The following is a 16,619-nucleotide window of genomic DNA, read 5'->3' as shown; positions in this document are numbered from 1 at the left end:
TTTTTACTATATAAAATCCAATGTCCTTTCTAATGCCATTCCTCTTGAACCTTTGATTAGAACCATGCTATTTCTAATTTGCATCGTTTTTAAATAATTTGAAAAAGCATCAAATGAGTCATAAAAATAAAAATTACTCTTATCAATTCTAGTGTCATAAAATGCAGACCCAATAAAGAAACATCGAACCAAATTTTCTTTTAATAAAGAATCAATTAATTCCTTATGCTCTTTTGCACTCTCATTGCCAAGTTCAAACATATCTCCTAAAATCATTATTTTATTTGGCTTTTCTAATTGTAAAAAATTAGAAATAGCCACCGCCATACTACTTGGATTTGCATTATATGCATCCAAAATAATTTCGTTGGTCTCTTTTAACAAGAGTTGAGATCTATTATTTTCAGGAATATAACTCTCTAGCGCTTGTTTTATAGCTATATTATCAACTTCAAAGTACTTACCTATGGCAAGTGCTGCATTCAAATTATTAGCATTGTAAAGCCCTATCAAATGAGACTGAATTATAATGTTCGAAAATTCAATTTCCACAAAAGGATTTGCTTTAACTTCTGCAATACATACATCAGCATTTTCTTTATTTAGACCAAAAGAAAAGGATTTTAGCAACTTTGATTTTTCAACTTGAATTGGATCTTCCAGATTTATAAAAGCTAATTTATCGTTTTTTGCTAAGTATTGATACATTTCACTTTTCCCTTCAATTACGCCCGCAACACCTCCAAATCCTTCCAGATGTGCTTTCCCAAAATTAGTAATATATCCGTAATCAGGTTTAGCTAATTCACATAAAAATTCAATTTCTTTTTTATGATTAGCTCCCATTTCAACGATTCCAATTTCAGTTTCTGAAGTAAATGACAATAAAGTTAAAGGCACTCCAATATGATTGTTGAAATTCCCTACAGTGGCTTTTGTATTGTATCTTTTTGAAAGCACTACTTGAATTAACTCTTTTGTAGTAGTCTTTCCGTTGCTACCAGTAAGAGCTATAATAGGTAACTTTAAATAGCCCCTATGAAATTTAGCTAATTCTTGTAAAGCCACTAAACTATCATCAACAAGTACTGTTCGCTCATCAATATAATAAGACTTATCATCAATAAGCACATAAGAAGCTCCTTTTTCTAAAGCTTCGCTAGCAAAAGTATTCGCATCAAATCGCTCCCCTTTTATGGCTACAAAAAAAGAATTAACACCAATCTTACGTGTGTCAATTGAAACCGATTTACATTTTAAAAATAAACTATGAATGTATTGGATATCCATATAAAAAGGATTAAAAAAAGCAAAAGCCCTAATCAAAGGGCTTTTTACTTTTATAATTATATAAAAAAATTAATTTCTAGCTGATTTTCTTTTTTCTGCCTTAGGTCCTACTCTAGACATAGCACATCTAAATCCAATATAGTCAGTTGCCATATCCTGTGGAAAATACCTTCTTTGAGCTGGGTCTAACCAATACGCTCTATCTCTCCAAGAACCTCCTTTGTAAACTCGTACTTCATCGTTTATCAAAGTAGTTCTTTTACTAGACTTATCGTATTTTCTAACCATCATACCTAAACTGTCTGTAGTAACATTATGTTTAGGAGAATTATACATATTCTTATCCAATTTTGCTTTATCAGTATCTGACTCTGATTCACCAAAGTTATAATATTTTGAAGATTGCTTATCACCATCTCTATAATTAATATTATTACTCTTATCAAAATTTTGTCTCAAGTACGTTTCGTTTTCATCAACTGGCACTTGTGCAATTTGACCTGGAAAACTTCTTACAATAATTTTACCATTACTAAGAGTATCTTTTTTCATAGTCTCTAGAGTAACAATTTCTACTTTCCCATCTTCTCCAATTTTGTTTTTAGTGTAACGATTTCCTCTAAAGTAGTTAAAATCATTTGACTCATTATCAATAATTGGTCTGTAAACATCGGCAACCCATTCGGCTACATTTCCTGCCATATCATACAATCCAAAATCATTAGCTGGATATTTTTTAACAGCATTAGTGATATCAGCACCATCATCAGACCATCCTGCAATTCCACCGTAATCTCCATTCCCTTGCTTGAAATTGGCTAATTGATCCCCTTTACTTTGTCTTTTTCCAGAACGAGTATAACTACCAGACCATGGATATTTCTTTTGTCCTTTATAGATATTATATTCTCTTTGACCTACATCTGCAGCTGCAGCATATTCCCACTCTGCTTCAGTTGGAAGTCTATATTCAGGTAAAAGTATTCCTGAAGAACGTTGTGCATAAACATTTTTAGCTTCAACAACCTTACCGTCTTTACCTGCTTTAGGGCTTTTTCTACCAGCTTTAGATTTTAAAACAATCTCCTCATTACCACCATATGTCATTGTTGGAGCTTTTAAATACGTTTCTGTACTAAAAGAAGCTTCAGCTGTAACATCTTGCGATTTTGCATTCTTTTTTAAATAACCATTCTTTTCTAAAATTGCTTCATTTACACGATCGGTTCTCCATTTACTAAATTCAACAGCTTGAATCCAATTTACCCCAACTACAGGATAACTTGCATACGCAGGATGTCTCAAGTAGTTATTAGTCATGGTTTCATTATAACCCAATCTATTTCTCCACACTAAAGTATCTGGTGAAGCTCCTTCATATATATATTTATAGTTCTCTTCTGTTGGAGGAAAAACATTTTTCAACCAATCTAAGTACTCCAAGTACATAAAGTTTGTAACTTCTGTTTCATCCATATAAAAGGATTGAACATGTTGTTGTGTTGGTGTGTTGTTCCAATCATGCATAACATCATCTTCCACTTTACCCATTGTAAAAGTTCCTCCTTCAACAAAAACCAAACCAGGTCCCGCTTCTTGTTTTTTACTACTAGAAGCTTTCTTGCTATCTACATTCCAGCCGGTAGCTCTTGATGCATTTTTTGAACTAGATTTTTTACTACAACTAGCAAAACCTACTATCATTATCAACGATAACATCAATCGAAATGCCATAATTTTGTTTACTTTCATACTCTTTTAAAGGTAATAATTTAAGTGATGCAATATAATAATTAACGATTAACCTGCAACACCATTTTAAAAAATTTTGCGCAGTTCAACCATATTAAACTATTTCATACAAATCAAACGCAAATTTATACTATTTATTATTTATTTTAACACTAAAAGCTATATTTTTACTCATTCCAATTAATTTATTATTAATACAATTTAATAAATAATGCGAAAGCTACTTCTGATTACATTATCCTTAATTTCTTCCATTTTAAATGCCCAAACCGTAGATAACATCACCATCGAATGGCTTGATAAAACGGAGATGTCAATTGGAAATACTAAAATCAACATTCCAATCTTTACTGGAAATCAATTTCATTATGATACTGAAAAAAAGATTCTTTTTTACACTTTAAAGCTAAAAGCACCTTATTCTTATGATAAAAATGATGTTTTAATCTCAAATATAAATTACGAATCTGTTTCAGCAGAACAACTTGGCGACTTAAAGCTAGAAAACATACCAAAAGTAATAGCCCCAACTATACAAAATTTCAAAAGCCGAGGTGTTTTAGAATCTTTCCTGACCCTCTCTCCCATTATAAAGGACTCTTATGGATACAAAAGGATAAAATCTTTTTCTTACACCATCAATAACTCAACATCAAAAATTAATCAATCGAACAAAACCACGAAACTTATTTACAATTCCGTTTTGTCCTCTGGCGATTGGTATCGTTTTTATATTGAAAAATCAGGTGTTTATAAAATTTCAAAAAGTTTTTTACAAGAATTAGGGTTTCCAGCTAATGGAATTGATCCTAAAAAAATTAAAATATATGGCAATGGAGGAAATATGCTTCCTTTATCAAATAATATTGATTACCCAGATGATTTAATTGAAAATACTATTCAAATTATTGGTGAAGATGACGGCACATTTGACACTAATGATTATATCTTATTTTATGCTGAAGGAGTTGACACTTGGAATGAAGAAAGTCAAACTAATATAAACCTTTACGATACAAAGTCGTACTATTACATCACCTCTTCTGGAGACAATGGTAAAAGAATGGGCCAAATGACTCAACCTTTAGGCAACAGTACATTGAATCTAAACACATTTGACGATTATCAATATCATGAAACCGATTTAGTCAATATTGCCCACCTTGGAAGACAATGGTTTGGAGAGTCATTTGACATCAATCAAGAACAAGAATTTGAATTCAACTTTCCTAATATTGATTTAACAATCCCAATAAAAATTAAAGCCGTAACCGCTTCGGCCGCTTATACCCCAACATCATTTCAAGTTAGCGCTAACAGTCAAATCATTGGACAAATCAGTTTTCCTGCCATAAACACCAATTCTGACACTGAATTTTATGTTGGCAACTTACCCAGCAATGCCTCTTTCAACAGTGCTGAAAATGTAAAAATAAAACTAACATACAACAACAATGGTGTTCCTGGATCCAAAGGTTTTTTGGATTACATTGGCCTTTTGGCAAAAAGAAAACTTCAAGGATATGGCAAGCAATTCAATTTTCAATATAACTCTTCTAATGGAGAAATAGGCATTGTCAATTACAATTTTACTAATGCAAATGGAATTTCTCAAATATGGGATATTACTAACACCAGTAATATAACCAAAGTAAAAAACAACAATCAAGATTTATTTTCGTTTAAAGGAAATCTAGGAGAAACCAAGAAATACGTTGCTATCGATGCTTTAGACTACTACACTCCCTTAAAAGAGACTAAATCTAAAATAACTAACCAAAATATAAAAGGCACAATTTTCAATAATAACCAAGGAGCCTTTCAAGATATTGACTATGTTATAATAACTCCAAATGAGTTGAAAAATCAAGCAGAAAAACTCGCTGATTTCCATCGGAATTATTCCAAATTAAATGTAAAAGTCATTACTACAGAGTCTATTTATCAAGAATTTTCATCTGGAAAACAAGATATTGCAGCAATACGAAACTGCATAAAATACATATATGACAATGCTTCTACAGATGAAAAAAGGATCAAATATGTAAACCTTTTTGGAGACGCTTCCTATGATTATAAAAACAAAACCATAAACAATACAAATATAGTCCCTATTTATCATGCTTTAAACAGCAACACTATTGGAGAATCTTCATTTGCCTCAGATGATTTTTATGGTTTAATGGATGATAACGAAGGAAACATTATTTCCTATTTTGGTGGAATTGATATTGCGGTTGGCCGAATGCTTGTAAACAACCCTTCACAAGCAGAGGATATGGTTAATAAAGTAATTGAATACCATGACATCAAATCATACGGAAACTGGAGAAACAATTTCGTGATGATTTGTGACGACTCCGATCAAATATCTGATTCCAGCCTACAAAGCAGACAAAATAATTTGGCCGACAGAATCACGGCACAAAAACCTTTTTTTAATATCAATAAAATAATATTAGATTCTTATATCCAAGAAGCATCGGCTGGAGGTTTTAGATATCCAAAAGCGAGGACAGACTTTTTTAATGCATTCGAAAAAGGAGCACTAATCTTCAACTACTTGGGACACGGTGGCGAGGATGGATTATCGGCTGAACGAATTTGGGAAAAATCAGATAGCCAAAACCTAAACAATCAATACAAATATCCATTATTCATTACTATTACTTGCGAGTTTTCCCGTTTTGACAATCCCACCAGACCAACAGCAGGAGAATACACCTATTGGAACCCGAAAGGCGGTGCTATTGCCATGATTACTACTATTCGCGCTATTGGTCAATTTAGCGCAGAAAATTTCAACGACACTTTATCTCAAAACTTATTGTCTTTTGGTTCTAATGAGTACACCTCAATTGCAGAGGCTTTACGAATATCAAAAAACAGCAATCCGAATTCATCTACTAATGTCGTTTTTTATATTGGAGATCCCGCATTGTTTTTAGCTATTCCAAAACCGAAAGTAAAGCTTACAAAAATAAATGATATCCCAACAACTCAAACCACGGATGCATTTAAATCATTAGCTCACATGAAAGTAACTGGCGAAATAACTGATGAAAATGATGTTACGCTGACAAATTATAACGGCGAAATTTCATCTACTATTTTTGATAAGACAATCCCAAGAACAACGTATAACAACGACGGAAACAGCCCACCAATAAATTTCACTACACTCGGAGAAACCATATTTAGAGGAAATGCTTCTGTTAAAAACGGAATATTTGAATTTAATTTTGTTGTCCCAAGAGACATTAGAATCCCTCTTGACAATGGAAAAATAAGTTTTTACGCTAAAAAAGAGCAGGTTTTAGAGAATGAAACTGGCTACGACACGAATATTAAAATAGGAGGTATAAATGAAAATGCAGCCGAGGACAATATTAGCCCAAAAGTTAAGTTATATATGAATGACGAGACATTTGTTTCAGGAGGCATTACAAACTCATCTCCTTTTTTACTTGCTTTTCTCGAAGATGAAAATGGAATTAATACTGCAAGCGGAATTGGACACGACATTATAGCTATTTTGGATGGAGACATAAGCAACCCATATATACTAAATGATTATTACCAAACAAATATTGATGATTTTACAAATGGAAGTTTACGATTCCCATTACATGACATTTCGGTCGGATTGCATACTATTGTATTTAAAGCATGGGATGTTTACAATAATCCAACAACTACCGAAATTCAATTTTTAGTAGTAGGAGACGAAACAATAACTTTGACACATGTTTTAAATTATCCAAATCCATTTGTCAATTATACTGAATTTTGGTTTACTCACAACAGACCTTACGAACCACTAACAGTTCAAATTCAAGTTTTCACAATAACTGGAAAGGTAGTTTGGACAAAAAACCAAATCATAACAACAGAAGGTTTTTTATCTAAAGAAATCACTTGGGACGGAAGAGATGATTTTGGAAATAAAATAGGCAAAGGCGTTTATATCTACAAGCTCACTGTCAAGTCTAGCACAACAAATAAAAAAGCTGAAAAGATCGAAAAGCTTGTGATACTTTAATAATATAGTATATTTGTTTAATGAATTTTAACATCAAAATGAGAAAAATAATACTTATAACAACTAGTCTACTCACTTTTTCTTTTGCAAAAGCACAAGATAGAGTAATAACAACTGCAGTTCCCTTTTTATTAGTATCTGCAGATGCTAGAGCTGCTGGTATGGCTGATGTTGGTGTAGCCACTTCAGCAGATGCTTTTTCACAACAATGGAATCCTGCAAAATATGCTTTTGCAATTGATAAACAAGGCTTTTCTATAAGTTACACACCCTACCTTACTGATTTAGCCAATGATATTTCATTAGGACAATTAACCTATTATAATAAAATAAGCGAAAGAAGTGCTTTTGCTGGAAGTTTACGTTATTTTGGGTTTGGTAATATCGAATTAAGAGAAACTGGAGACCCAAATGAAGTTCCCAGAATTGTATCACCAAATGAGTTTGCACTAGATGGTTCTTATTCCTTAAAATTAAGCGAGAAATTTTCTATGGCTGTAGCAGGAAGATACATTCATTCTAATCTAAAAGTAGTTTCAGACAACGGTGATGCCTCTGCAGCAAATTCTTTCGCAATTGATGTTGCGGGTTTTTATCAATCAGAAGAAATTGCCTATAATGACTTTAACGGAAGATGGAGAGCAGGTTTTAATATTCAAAACTTAGGACCAAAAATAAGTTATGACAATGACGAAATTAGCACTAACTTTTTACCCGCTAACTTAAAGGTAGGAACTGGATTTGATTTCATACTTGACGATTACAACAAGGTAGCACTGAATCTTGAATTTAGTAAACTATTGGTTCCAACCCCTCAAAATCCAGATCTAAATGGAGACGGAACGATTACAGCTGAAGAAAGAGCTCAAAATAATGACAATTACCGCTCTATTGGTTGGGTTTCTGGAGTTTTTAAATCATTCGGAGATGCACCAGACGGATTTAGTGAAGAAGTTAAAGAAGTTACATATGCAGTTGGAGCTGAATACTTATACCAAGATTCATTTGCAATGAGACTAGGTTATTTTCATGAAAGTCCACTTAAAGGAGCTAGAAAATTTTTCTCGCTTGGAGCCGGATTTAAATACAATGTAGTTAAAGTAGATGTGTCTTATTTATTCTCAGCTTCAAAAGTAAAAAACCCTTTAGAAAACACCCTTCGTTTCTCTCTTACATTCAACTTTGGAGACAAATACGATGAATATTAATTTTTAATAAAATTTAAATTAAAAGTCCAAATTTCAACCCCTGAACTTTGGACTTTTTTTCCTATAAAAATATGAAAGAAATAACTATTACAAGCCATTTCTCTGTTTATAATTCAACACTTGAATTACCAATTGAAGTACAAAATCTTATGGAGCAAGCCATTTCAGCACGGAAAAATGCATATGCACCATATTCAAAATTTAGAGTTGGTACGGCTTTATTATTAGATAATGGAAAAATAGTATTGGGCTCTAATCAAGAAAATGCTGCTTATCCATCTGGACTATGCGCAGAGCGAGTAGCTATTTTTCAAGCCGGAGCAATATACCCAAATGCAAAAATCACAAAAATGGCGATTACAGCTGCTTCAGACACCAATAAAACAACAGAACCAATACCTCCTTGCGGTGCGTGTAGACAATCAATTGCCGAATATGAAATCCGCCAAGAGTCGCAAATAGAAATTTATTTCATGGGAGAAACTGGCGAAGTCTATAAATCACACTCCCTAAAAAACCTGCTCCCGTTATTATTTAACAAAAACGTGTTGTAAAATTGCTAAAAATTAGCTTTTTAATTTTAGTTCTTAGTTGGAATGTCCTATTTTTGCAATTCGCAAATTTGTGGGAGGAAACTATTTTGCGTTATAGGTACTAGTTGATAACACAATAAAACTTTAGCAAAAGAACAATTGAGATGAAAGAAGTTACAAAAGAAGTATATTTAAAGTGGTACGAAGACATGCTGCTTTGGAGAAAGTTTGAAGACAAGCTTGCAGCATTATACATACAACAAAAAGTTAGAGGTTTTCTACACTTATATAATGGTCAAGAAGCAGTACTAGCAGGTGCATTGCATGCAATGGACTTGACAAAAGACAAAATGATTACTGCATATAGAAATCACGTTCAACCAATTGGAATGGGTGTAGATCCAAGAAGAGTAATGGCTGAGCTTTTAGGAAAAGTTACGGGAACATCAAAAGGAATGGGTGGTTCTATGCATATTTTCTCAAAAGAGCACCGTTTTTATGGTGGTCATGGAATCGTAGGTGGACAAATTCCTGTAGGAGCTGGATTGGCTTTTGCAGATAAATACTTTGAAACTGGCGGTGTAACAATGACCTATTTTGGTGATGGAGCAGCACGTCAAGGATCTTTGCACGAAGCTTTCAACATGGCTATGTTATGGAAACTACCTGTAGTTTTTATTGTAGAAAATAACGGTTATGCAATGGGAACTTCTGTTGAAAGAACGGCTAACCACACTGATATTTGGAAACTAGGTTTAGGGTATGAAATGCCTTGTGGACCAGTTGACGGAATGAATCCAGTAAAAGTTGCTGAAGCGATGACAGAAGCTATTGATAGAGCGCGTCGTGGTGATGGACCAACTTTCTTAGAAATGAAAACATATCGTTATAGAGGACACTCTATGTCGGATGCTCAACTATATAGATCAAAAGAAGAAGTAGAAGAATACAAAAAAATTGATCCAATTACACAAGTTCTAGATGTAATTAAAGATCAAAAATATGCTACAGAAGAAGAAATTGACGCAATCGACCAAAGAGTTAAAGACTTAGTTCAAGAATGTGTTGATTTTGCTGAAGAATCGGAATATCCTCCAATTCAACAATTATACGACGTAGTATACGCACAAGAAGATTATCCATTTATACCTCATAAACTATAAAATCAATTATGGCAACAATAATTACAATGCCTCGTTTGAGTGATACTATGACGGAAGGAACGGTAGCAACTTGGCTTAAAAAAGTAGGTGACAAAATTAGCGAAGGCGATATCCTTGCAGAAATTGAAACTGACAAAGCAACAATGGAATTTGAGTCTTTCAACGAAGGAACTCTTTTGCATATAGGAATTCAAGCTGGTGAAACGGCGCCTGTAGATTCATTATTAGCAATAATAGGAAATGAAGGGGAAGATATTTCTGCAATTTTGGCAGGAAAATCTGAAACTCCTAAAGAAGATACTACAAAGAAAGAAACAACTTCTGAAACTAAAACTGAAGTAAAAGAAACAGCTGCTCCGGCCGCTTTACCTAAAGGTGTTATAGTGGTAACTATGCCTCGTTTAAGCGATACAATGACGGAAGGAACTGTAGCTACTTGGTTGAAAAAAGTAGGTGATAAAGTTGCTGAAGGTGATATTCTTGCTGAAATCGAAACCGACAAAGCAACAATGGAATTTGAATCTTTCAACGAAGGAACTTTATTATACATAGGAATTGAAGAGGGAAATGCAGCACCAATTGATAGCTTATTAGCTATTATAGGACCTGCAGGAACTGATATCTCAGGAATAGCAGAAAACTTCACAGTTGGAGGAGCTAAACCAGTAACAACTGAAGAGGTTGCAACAGCATCTGCTGCACCGGCAGAGCCAACAGCACAAGAAGCTTCTACTGATGGAAAACGTATTTTAGCATCGCCGTTAGCAAAGAAAATTGCTAGCGACAAAGGAATTCAATTGACACAAGTTAAAGGTTCTGGTGAAAACGGGCGTATTGTGAAAAGCGATATCGAAAACTACTCACCTGCTGCTGCAGCGCCACAAGCTGCTGCACCTGCTAAAACCGAAACTGCTGCTGCACCTGCACCAAAAGTTTTTGTTCCTGCTGGAGAAGTATTTACTGAGGAAATCAAGAATTCGCAAATGCGTAAAATCATTGCAAAACGTCTAGCGGAATCTTTATTCACTGCACCACATTACAACTTAACCATAGAAGTAACTATGGACGAAGCAATGAAATCAAGAGCAATTATCAATAATGTTCCGGATACTAAAGTATCTTTCAATGACATGGTGATTAAAGCTTGTGCAATGGCTCTTAAAAAACACTTGAAAATTAATTCACAGTGGAAAGAAGATGCAATTACCATCAACCACCATGTAAACATAGGTGTTGCAGTAGCTGTTGAAGACGGATTAGTTGTTCCTGTATTAAAATTCACTGATGCTATGAGTTTGTCTCAAATTGGTGGAAGTGTTAGAGATCTTGCTGGAAGAGCAAAAAGCAAAAAATTACTACCTTCAGAAATGGAAGGAAGTACTTTCACAGTTTCTAATCTTGGAATGTTTGGTATCACTGAATTTAATTCAATTATCAACCAACCTAACTCAGCTATCCTATCTGTAGGAGCAATCGTTGAGAAACCAGTGGTTAAAAACGGACAAATTGTTGTAGGTAACACTATGATGTTATCTCTTGCTTGTGACCACCGTACTATCGACGGAGCAACTGGAGCACAGTTCTTACAAACATTAAAACAATACATTGAAAATCCAGTAACCATGCTTGCATAAGTACTGATTCTGTATAAAAACAAAAACCCGTCTTGTATAACATGACGGGTTTTTTATTTGGGCATATCCTTGCTTCCACTTTCGTTACAGCAAGGTCTGGCTGTATACTATATCTTTTATTCCATTGCATTCCATAAAAGGATGTCGCTTCCATCCCTTATGCATTACATCACTTATAACTTATTTTTCTCCTCTATCCACTTCGACATGTATTTCGTACTTTTCAACGTATGATGTTGCAACAGCTCCCCCATAAAATTATTCATTCGATGCTGCGCTAAATTCTTCTTTAAACTTTCAATTCGTTCTTTGAAATTATCTTCAAATAAGATTCTTAAATAACGGCTCTTAATTATTTCAATTCCATTTCTTTGCGCTTCAATCCACCTCATTTCATCTTGGTATAATTGAACGGCTTTATCAGCAAAAGATTCTTGGTCATCTTCTACAAACCCATTCCATGACAACTGACCTTTCATAGATTCAGCACCAACAGCAGTCGTAACGCTAGGTGTACCACATTGCATTGCTTCTAATAATTTCCCTTTAATTCCCGCACCAAAACGCAACGGAGCTAAAACTACACGTGATTCTTTAACAACATCTCTTGCATTCGCTACACGCCCATTAATTAAAAAACCATCTTTTGCATTATTTAACTGCAATACTTTTTGAGAAGGATAAGCACCATAAATATTTAAAACAGCACCTGGTAATTGTTTTTTAATCGAAGGCCAAATAGCTTCTTTCAAATACTGAACCGCATTCCAATTGGGTTCATGATAAAAATTACCAATAAAAACAAAATCCTTTCGATCATCAAATGAAGGCAATACATTTAAATCTGGAACTTCATTGGAACTAAGCAAAAGAGGAATATAATACAACAAATTTGTGTCTATTTTGAAAACCGTAGTTAATAATTCCATTTCAAATTCTGAAATCATTAAAGATAGATCACAACGCAAAATACTAGCTATTTCACGCTTAGAAACATCTTCATTAAACAAATCTCCAAACTCAAATAAACGTCCCTCCTTGAAGGCCTTTTGCCGTGCTAAGCGCAGACAATGTAAGTCTTCGGTATCCAAAAGTCGTAACGCATTAGGACAGGTTTCGGCTACACGCCAACCAAACTGTTCCTCCATCATAAAACGATCAAATAAAACAACTTTAGGACCAAGTTCTTTTATAAAATCATCAAAACTACCACAATTTAAAGAAATTGCTTTTCTTTTAATCCCTAACAAATTAAGATCAACCATATAATCGCTCTCCATTGCAGGGCTAGCGAAAGTAACCTCATAACCATCTTCCTTAAAGAGGGAAATCAATTGCATCATTCTAGCACCAGCAGCAGAAGAATTAGGCTCTGGCCAAACAAAACCAATTATTAATAGCTTTTCAATCACATTCATAACTTATATCATTACAAATACAAAATAATGGTATTTAGACCGCATTACCATGATTTCGACAATAAATAAGAAAGAAAACACTAATTTTACAACTTTAAAACACAAATAAATGTTAGGATTAAAATTAGCAACCGATCCCCGTTGGGTAAATATAGTTGAATCAAATATTGAAGAAATATTGACGGACCATGCATGGTGTGAACAAAAAGCAGCTTCTAATGCGATAAGTCTAATAACCCAAAACTCGGAAAAAGAAGAATTAGTTACTGAACTAATGATCATAGCTAAAGAAGAAATAGAACATTTCAAAATGGTTCATGATCTTATCAAAGAAAGAGGTCTCACCTTTGGTCGCGAACGAAAAGACAGTTACGTTAATGAGCTTTTTAAATTCTTGAAAAAGGACGGAAGTCGCAATGATGCACTGTGTGAGCGTTTACTATTTTCAGCGATGATTGAAGCAAGAAGCTGCGAAAGATTCAAAGTCCTTTCTGAAAACATAAAAGATCAAGAACTAGCTGCATTTTATCGTGATTTAATGATTAGTGAAGCTGGACACTACACCACATTTTTAGCTTTTGCAAAAAAATATGCTGACAATGTTGATGTTGATAAACGATGGAAAGAATGGATTGAATTTGAAACTTCGATCATCATTAATTATGGTAAAAACGAAACAGTACATGGTTAAAATAAAAAAGCGAATTCTAAATTAGGATTCGCTTTTTTATTTTAACAGGAAGTAAAATTACTTCTTTACAATGATAAATTCCGAACGTCTGTTTAAAGCATGTTCCTCTTCGGTACATTTTACGCAATTTATTTTTAATTCAGATTCCCCGTAACCTTTTCCTGATATTTTATCTGCACTTATTCCTTTAGAAATTATATATTGAACAGTCGCATTGGCTCTTCTTTCTGAAAGATCCATATTATAATCATCTCTACCTCTAGAGTCAGTATGTGATTTAGCTACAATGACCAAATCCTTATTCTGAGACATTATATAAACCAACTTATCAAGTTCATCCGCACCAAGTGTTGTAATATCACTTTTATCAAATTTAAAATATATTGGATTAAAGATAAATTCTGTATCCGTAACAACAACATTAATAGGATCTAATTTAGCATCAACATTATATTCACCTCCATTACTAACTGCAATAGGAAATGTTTTTGAAATAAAACCATCTTTACTAATTTCAACAAAATATGATTTATCATTTTTGGCACTATACATCATAGTTCCATTTTCGTTTGTTAATTGTTTATCCAAAACCTTTTTATCTATATCAGAAACAACCACTCTCGCATTAGTTATAACAGAACCCGTTACAGAATTACTAACAATGGCATGTATTTTTCCATTTTCAACAACAGGTATCGAAGAGTAAATTTGGTCTTTACCATTACGATTACTTGAAACATAACCTATCTTATTTTTTTTATTAAAAGTAAAAGCAAAATCATCTTTTTCAGAGTTTACAGGTTTACCAATATTACTGGCAACTTCATTTTTATTTAAATCTATTGAAAAAATATCAAAACCACCAAGACCTGACAGTCCTTTTGATGAAAAATACAGAATACTTTCATCTGTAATAAAAGGAAAACTTTCATCTTGAGAAGTATTTACATTAGCACCCAAATTTTCAGGATCTCCAAAACCTCCATCAGCTTTAACTTTAACTTTCCAAATATCCAATCCACCAAAAGTACCAGGCATGTTAGATGCAAAATAAAGTGTTTCCCCATCTTTTGTTATTGATGGATTACTAACCGAATAGTTTTTACTGTTAAAAGGTAAAGGAGTTATATTTGACCATTTTCCATTACTATCAGTGGCTTTATATAAATTTACTTGACCAAACTTAATTCTTTTACTTTTATTTTTATCAAACATTTTTTCGTTGAAACTTTCGCTAGAGAAATAAACAGTTTTACCGTCTTGAGTCATAGTCAAAGGACCTTCATGGTAAGCAGAATTCAATTCTGAAATTGGAACAGGTTCCGAATAAGTAGCCTCTTTTTCATTATAATTTGACCTGTAAAGATCTAAGAAAGGCTCGTTATTCCATCCATAAATTTTTCTGCTTTCATTTCTAGAACTGGCAAAATATAATACATCGTTATATTGAATAGCTCCAAAATCAGATTTTTCAGAATTAATATTTAACTTCTTTAAGTCAAACAATTTTTCTTTGCTAGAAATTTTAGATAAATAATCAGAATTATTAACAAATTCCTTAGATCTAGGGTCATTGGGTTCCATTCCAACAAATATTTTCATTTGTTTATCTGATAAATCATACTTACTATTGGATTTCAATACTTGTGCATATTTATAATATGTATCCGCATCTTGCTTCGTCTGTAAAGCTTTTTCATACCAATTTTCAGATTCAGAAGTGTTATTCATATTATAATAACATTCCCCTAGTTGCTTAAAAACATAAGAATCTGAATTTCCGTTTTGAACTAACATTTTATAAGCATCCGCTGCTTTTACATATTCGTATCTGTCAAATAATTTATCTGCAGATTTTGTTTGATTATTTTGTGAGAAAATACTAATACTATTTAGTACAAAAAACAAAATTGTTGTATATCTTTTCATTAATTAAAATTTTGTATTAGAAAAATCTAGGTGAACGTGAAACCTTTTTTGGCGTAAATAAATCATATAAAATTATAAATTCATGAGAAGAAGGTGCAGTCACCTTTAAATCAGAAATTATATGGTCATAAGCATATCCTATTCTTAGCTCAGGTGTGATAGCAAAATTAACCATAGCACCAAAGCTATCTTCTAGTCTATAGCTCGCTCCTAACTCTATTTTCTCCATATATAAAAAATTTGCAGAAAGATCTAATGAAGGTTTTACATCAAATGCTGATTTCAACATAAAAGAAGGCTTAAATTTCAAATCATAATTAATATCAAACACATATCCCGCTGTTAAGAAATAATGAGAAACATCAGAACCGTACTCACGCCCATTATAATCTAAATGTGCTGACTTCATCATATTAGGAATTGAAAAGGAAACGTAGTATTTATCCGTGTAGTAAAAAAGACCAGCCCCTAAATTTAATGAAGCGTCATTTATGTCTTCCCCAAAAATACCTTCAGATGGGTCAGGTAGAGAAGATTGAATATCTCTAAGCGCCACTTTATGAAAAGAAACACCTGTTTTTAAACCAAAAGCCAATCTATGAGTGTCATTTAATTTTAAAGTATAAGAGAAATCTCCATACACATTTTGTTCAGTAACAGGGCCTATTTTATCTGAAATAAAAGACAGACCTAAACCTACATTATTACCTGCAGGAGCATGCCCTGAAAAAGTAAAAGAAGTAGGTGCATCCTCTATATTTACCCATTGCTTTCTATATAAAGCACCAAAAGAAATACTTTCTTTCGAACCTGCATATGCAGGATTAATAACATTCATATTATACATATATTGAGTATAATGTGGATTTTGCTGTGCCGATATATCAATACAGGCAAAAAGAACCAAAAGAGAAGTTAAAAATATTTTGTTCATATCCGTTTATTTTTCATTTTGTTGA

General features: G+C 33.1%; 11 protein-coding genes. 6 read left to right on the top strand and 5 right to left on the bottom strand.

Annotation, left to right across the window (positions count from 1 at the left end):
• Positions 1-6: 6 nt before the first annotated feature.
• Positions 7-1,290: a UDP-N-acetylmuramoyl-tripeptide--D-alanyl-D-alanine ligase gene (gene murF, locus AB3G36_RS06165; RefSeq protein ID WP_367757045.1), complete on the bottom strand. Its 1,284-nt coding sequence runs from the start codon at positions 1,288-1,290 to the stop codon at positions 7-9.
• Positions 1,291-1,359: 69 nt separating this feature from the next.
• On the bottom strand, positions 1,360-3,042 hold the full coding sequence (gene gldJ, locus AB3G36_RS06160; protein ID WP_367757043.1) for a gliding motility lipoprotein GldJ: 1,683 nt from the start codon (positions 3,040-3,042) through the stop codon (positions 1,360-1,362).
• A 211-nt stretch (positions 3,043-3,253) separates the two neighbouring features.
• Between gldJ and porU the strand changes: the two genes are divergently transcribed.
• The 5 genes from porU (at position 3,254) to AB3G36_RS06135 (ending at position 11,622) form a co-directional block, all read left to right on the top strand.
• The gene (gene porU / locus AB3G36_RS06155; protein WP_367757041.1) at positions 3,254-7,084 is read left to right on the top strand and encodes a type IX secretion system sortase PorU; all 3,831 of its coding nucleotides are present in this window, start codon (positions 3,254-3,256) and stop codon (positions 7,082-7,084) included.
• A gap of 38 nt (positions 7,085-7,122) precedes the next feature.
• Positions 7,123-8,292 carry a type IX secretion system outer membrane channel protein PorV gene (porV, locus tag AB3G36_RS06150; RefSeq protein WP_367757040.1) on the top strand — a complete coding sequence of 390 codons (1,170 nt, stop codon included), beginning with the start codon at positions 7,123-7,125 and terminating at the stop codon, positions 8,290-8,292.
• A gap of 71 nt (positions 8,293-8,363) precedes the next feature.
• Positions 8,364-8,846 carry a cytidine deaminase gene (gene cdd / locus AB3G36_RS06145; protein WP_367757038.1) on the top strand — a complete coding sequence of 161 codons (483 nt, stop codon included), beginning with the start codon at positions 8,364-8,366 and terminating at the stop codon, positions 8,844-8,846.
• 143 nt (positions 8,847-8,989) lie between these two features.
• On the top strand, positions 8,990-9,988 hold the full coding sequence (pdhA, locus tag AB3G36_RS06140; protein WP_367757036.1) for a pyruvate dehydrogenase (acetyl-transferring) E1 component subunit alpha: 999 nt from the start codon (positions 8,990-8,992) through the stop codon (positions 9,986-9,988).
• Positions 9,989-9,996: 8 nt separating this feature from the next.
• On the top strand, positions 9,997-11,622 hold the full coding sequence (locus tag AB3G36_RS06135) for a 2-oxo acid dehydrogenase subunit E2 (protein WP_367757034.1): 1,626 nt from the start codon (positions 9,997-9,999) through the stop codon (positions 11,620-11,622).
• 173 nt (positions 11,623-11,795) lie between these two features.
• Here the strand turns inward: AB3G36_RS06135 and AB3G36_RS06130 are convergent, their stop codons facing one another.
• Entirely contained in the window at positions 11,796-13,040 is a 1,245-nt protein-coding gene (locus AB3G36_RS06130; RefSeq protein WP_367757032.1) for a glycosyltransferase, read from the bottom strand.
• Positions 13,041-13,149: 109 nt separating this feature from the next.
• Here AB3G36_RS06130 and AB3G36_RS06125 point away from each other — a divergent pair, with 109 nt between their 5' ends.
• On the top strand, positions 13,150-13,731 hold the full coding sequence (locus AB3G36_RS06125) for a tRNA-(ms[2]io[6]A)-hydroxylase (RefSeq protein ID WP_367757030.1): 582 nt from the start codon (positions 13,150-13,152) through the stop codon (positions 13,729-13,731).
• 57 nt (positions 13,732-13,788) lie between these two features.
• Here AB3G36_RS06125 and AB3G36_RS06120 read toward each other — a convergent pair whose 3' ends face one another.
• Together AB3G36_RS06120 and AB3G36_RS06115 are read right to left on the bottom strand one after the other, a co-directional pair.
• Positions 13,789-15,660 (bottom strand): OmpA family protein, encoded by a 1,872-nt coding sequence (locus AB3G36_RS06120; RefSeq protein WP_367757028.1) that lies wholly within the window; start codon positions 15,658-15,660, stop codon positions 13,789-13,791.
• A 16-nt stretch (positions 15,661-15,676) separates the two neighbouring features.
• The gene (locus AB3G36_RS06115) at positions 15,677-16,594 is read right to left on the bottom strand and encodes a type IX secretion system membrane protein PorP/SprF (RefSeq protein ID WP_367757027.1); all 918 of its coding nucleotides are present in this window, start codon (positions 16,592-16,594) and stop codon (positions 15,677-15,679) included.
• Positions 16,595-16,619 lie beyond the last annotated feature (25 nt).

The organism is Flavobacterium sp. WC2430 (genome assembly GCF_040822075.1).
Lineage (GTDB): Bacteria > Bacteroidota > Bacteroidia > Flavobacteriales > Flavobacteriaceae > Flavobacterium.
The sequence above is the reverse complement of the archived record's forward strand: the minus strand, read 5'-3'. Positions and strand labels throughout refer to the sequence as shown.

Excerpts from the sequence above, each read along its gene's own strand:
- AB3G36_RS06135 (WP_367757034.1), top strand. The coding sequence starts at position 9,997 with ATGGCAACAATAATTACAATGCCTCGTTTGAGTGATACTATGACGGAA.
- gldJ (WP_367757043.1), bottom strand. The coding sequence starts at position 3,042 with ATGAAAGTAAACAAAATTATGGCATTTCGATTGATGTTATCGTTGATA.
- AB3G36_RS06130 (WP_367757032.1), bottom strand. The coding sequence starts at position 13,040 with ATGAATGTGATTGAAAAGCTATTAATAATTGGTTTTGTTTGGCCAGAG.
- AB3G36_RS06120 (WP_367757028.1), bottom strand. The coding sequence starts at position 15,660 with ATGAAAAGATATACAACAATTTTGTTTTTTGTACTAAATAGTATTAGT.
- murF (WP_367757045.1), bottom strand. The coding sequence starts at position 1,290 with ATGGATATCCAATACATTCATAGTTTATTTTTAAAATGTAAATCGGTT.
- cdd (WP_367757038.1), top strand. The coding sequence starts at position 8,364 with ATGAAAGAAATAACTATTACAAGCCATTTCTCTGTTTATAATTCAACA.
- AB3G36_RS06125 (WP_367757030.1), top strand. The coding sequence starts at position 13,150 with ATGTTAGGATTAAAATTAGCAACCGATCCCCGTTGGGTAAATATAGTT.
- pdhA (WP_367757036.1), top strand. The coding sequence starts at position 8,990 with ATGAAAGAAGTTACAAAAGAAGTATATTTAAAGTGGTACGAAGACATG.
- AB3G36_RS06115 (WP_367757027.1), bottom strand. The coding sequence starts at position 16,594 with ATGAACAAAATATTTTTAACTTCTCTTTTGGTTCTTTTTGCCTGTATT.
- porV (WP_367757040.1), top strand. The coding sequence starts at position 7,123 with ATGAGAAAAATAATACTTATAACAACTAGTCTACTCACTTTTTCTTTT.
- porU (WP_367757041.1), top strand. The coding sequence starts at position 3,254 with ATGCGAAAGCTACTTCTGATTACATTATCCTTAATTTCTTCCATTTTA.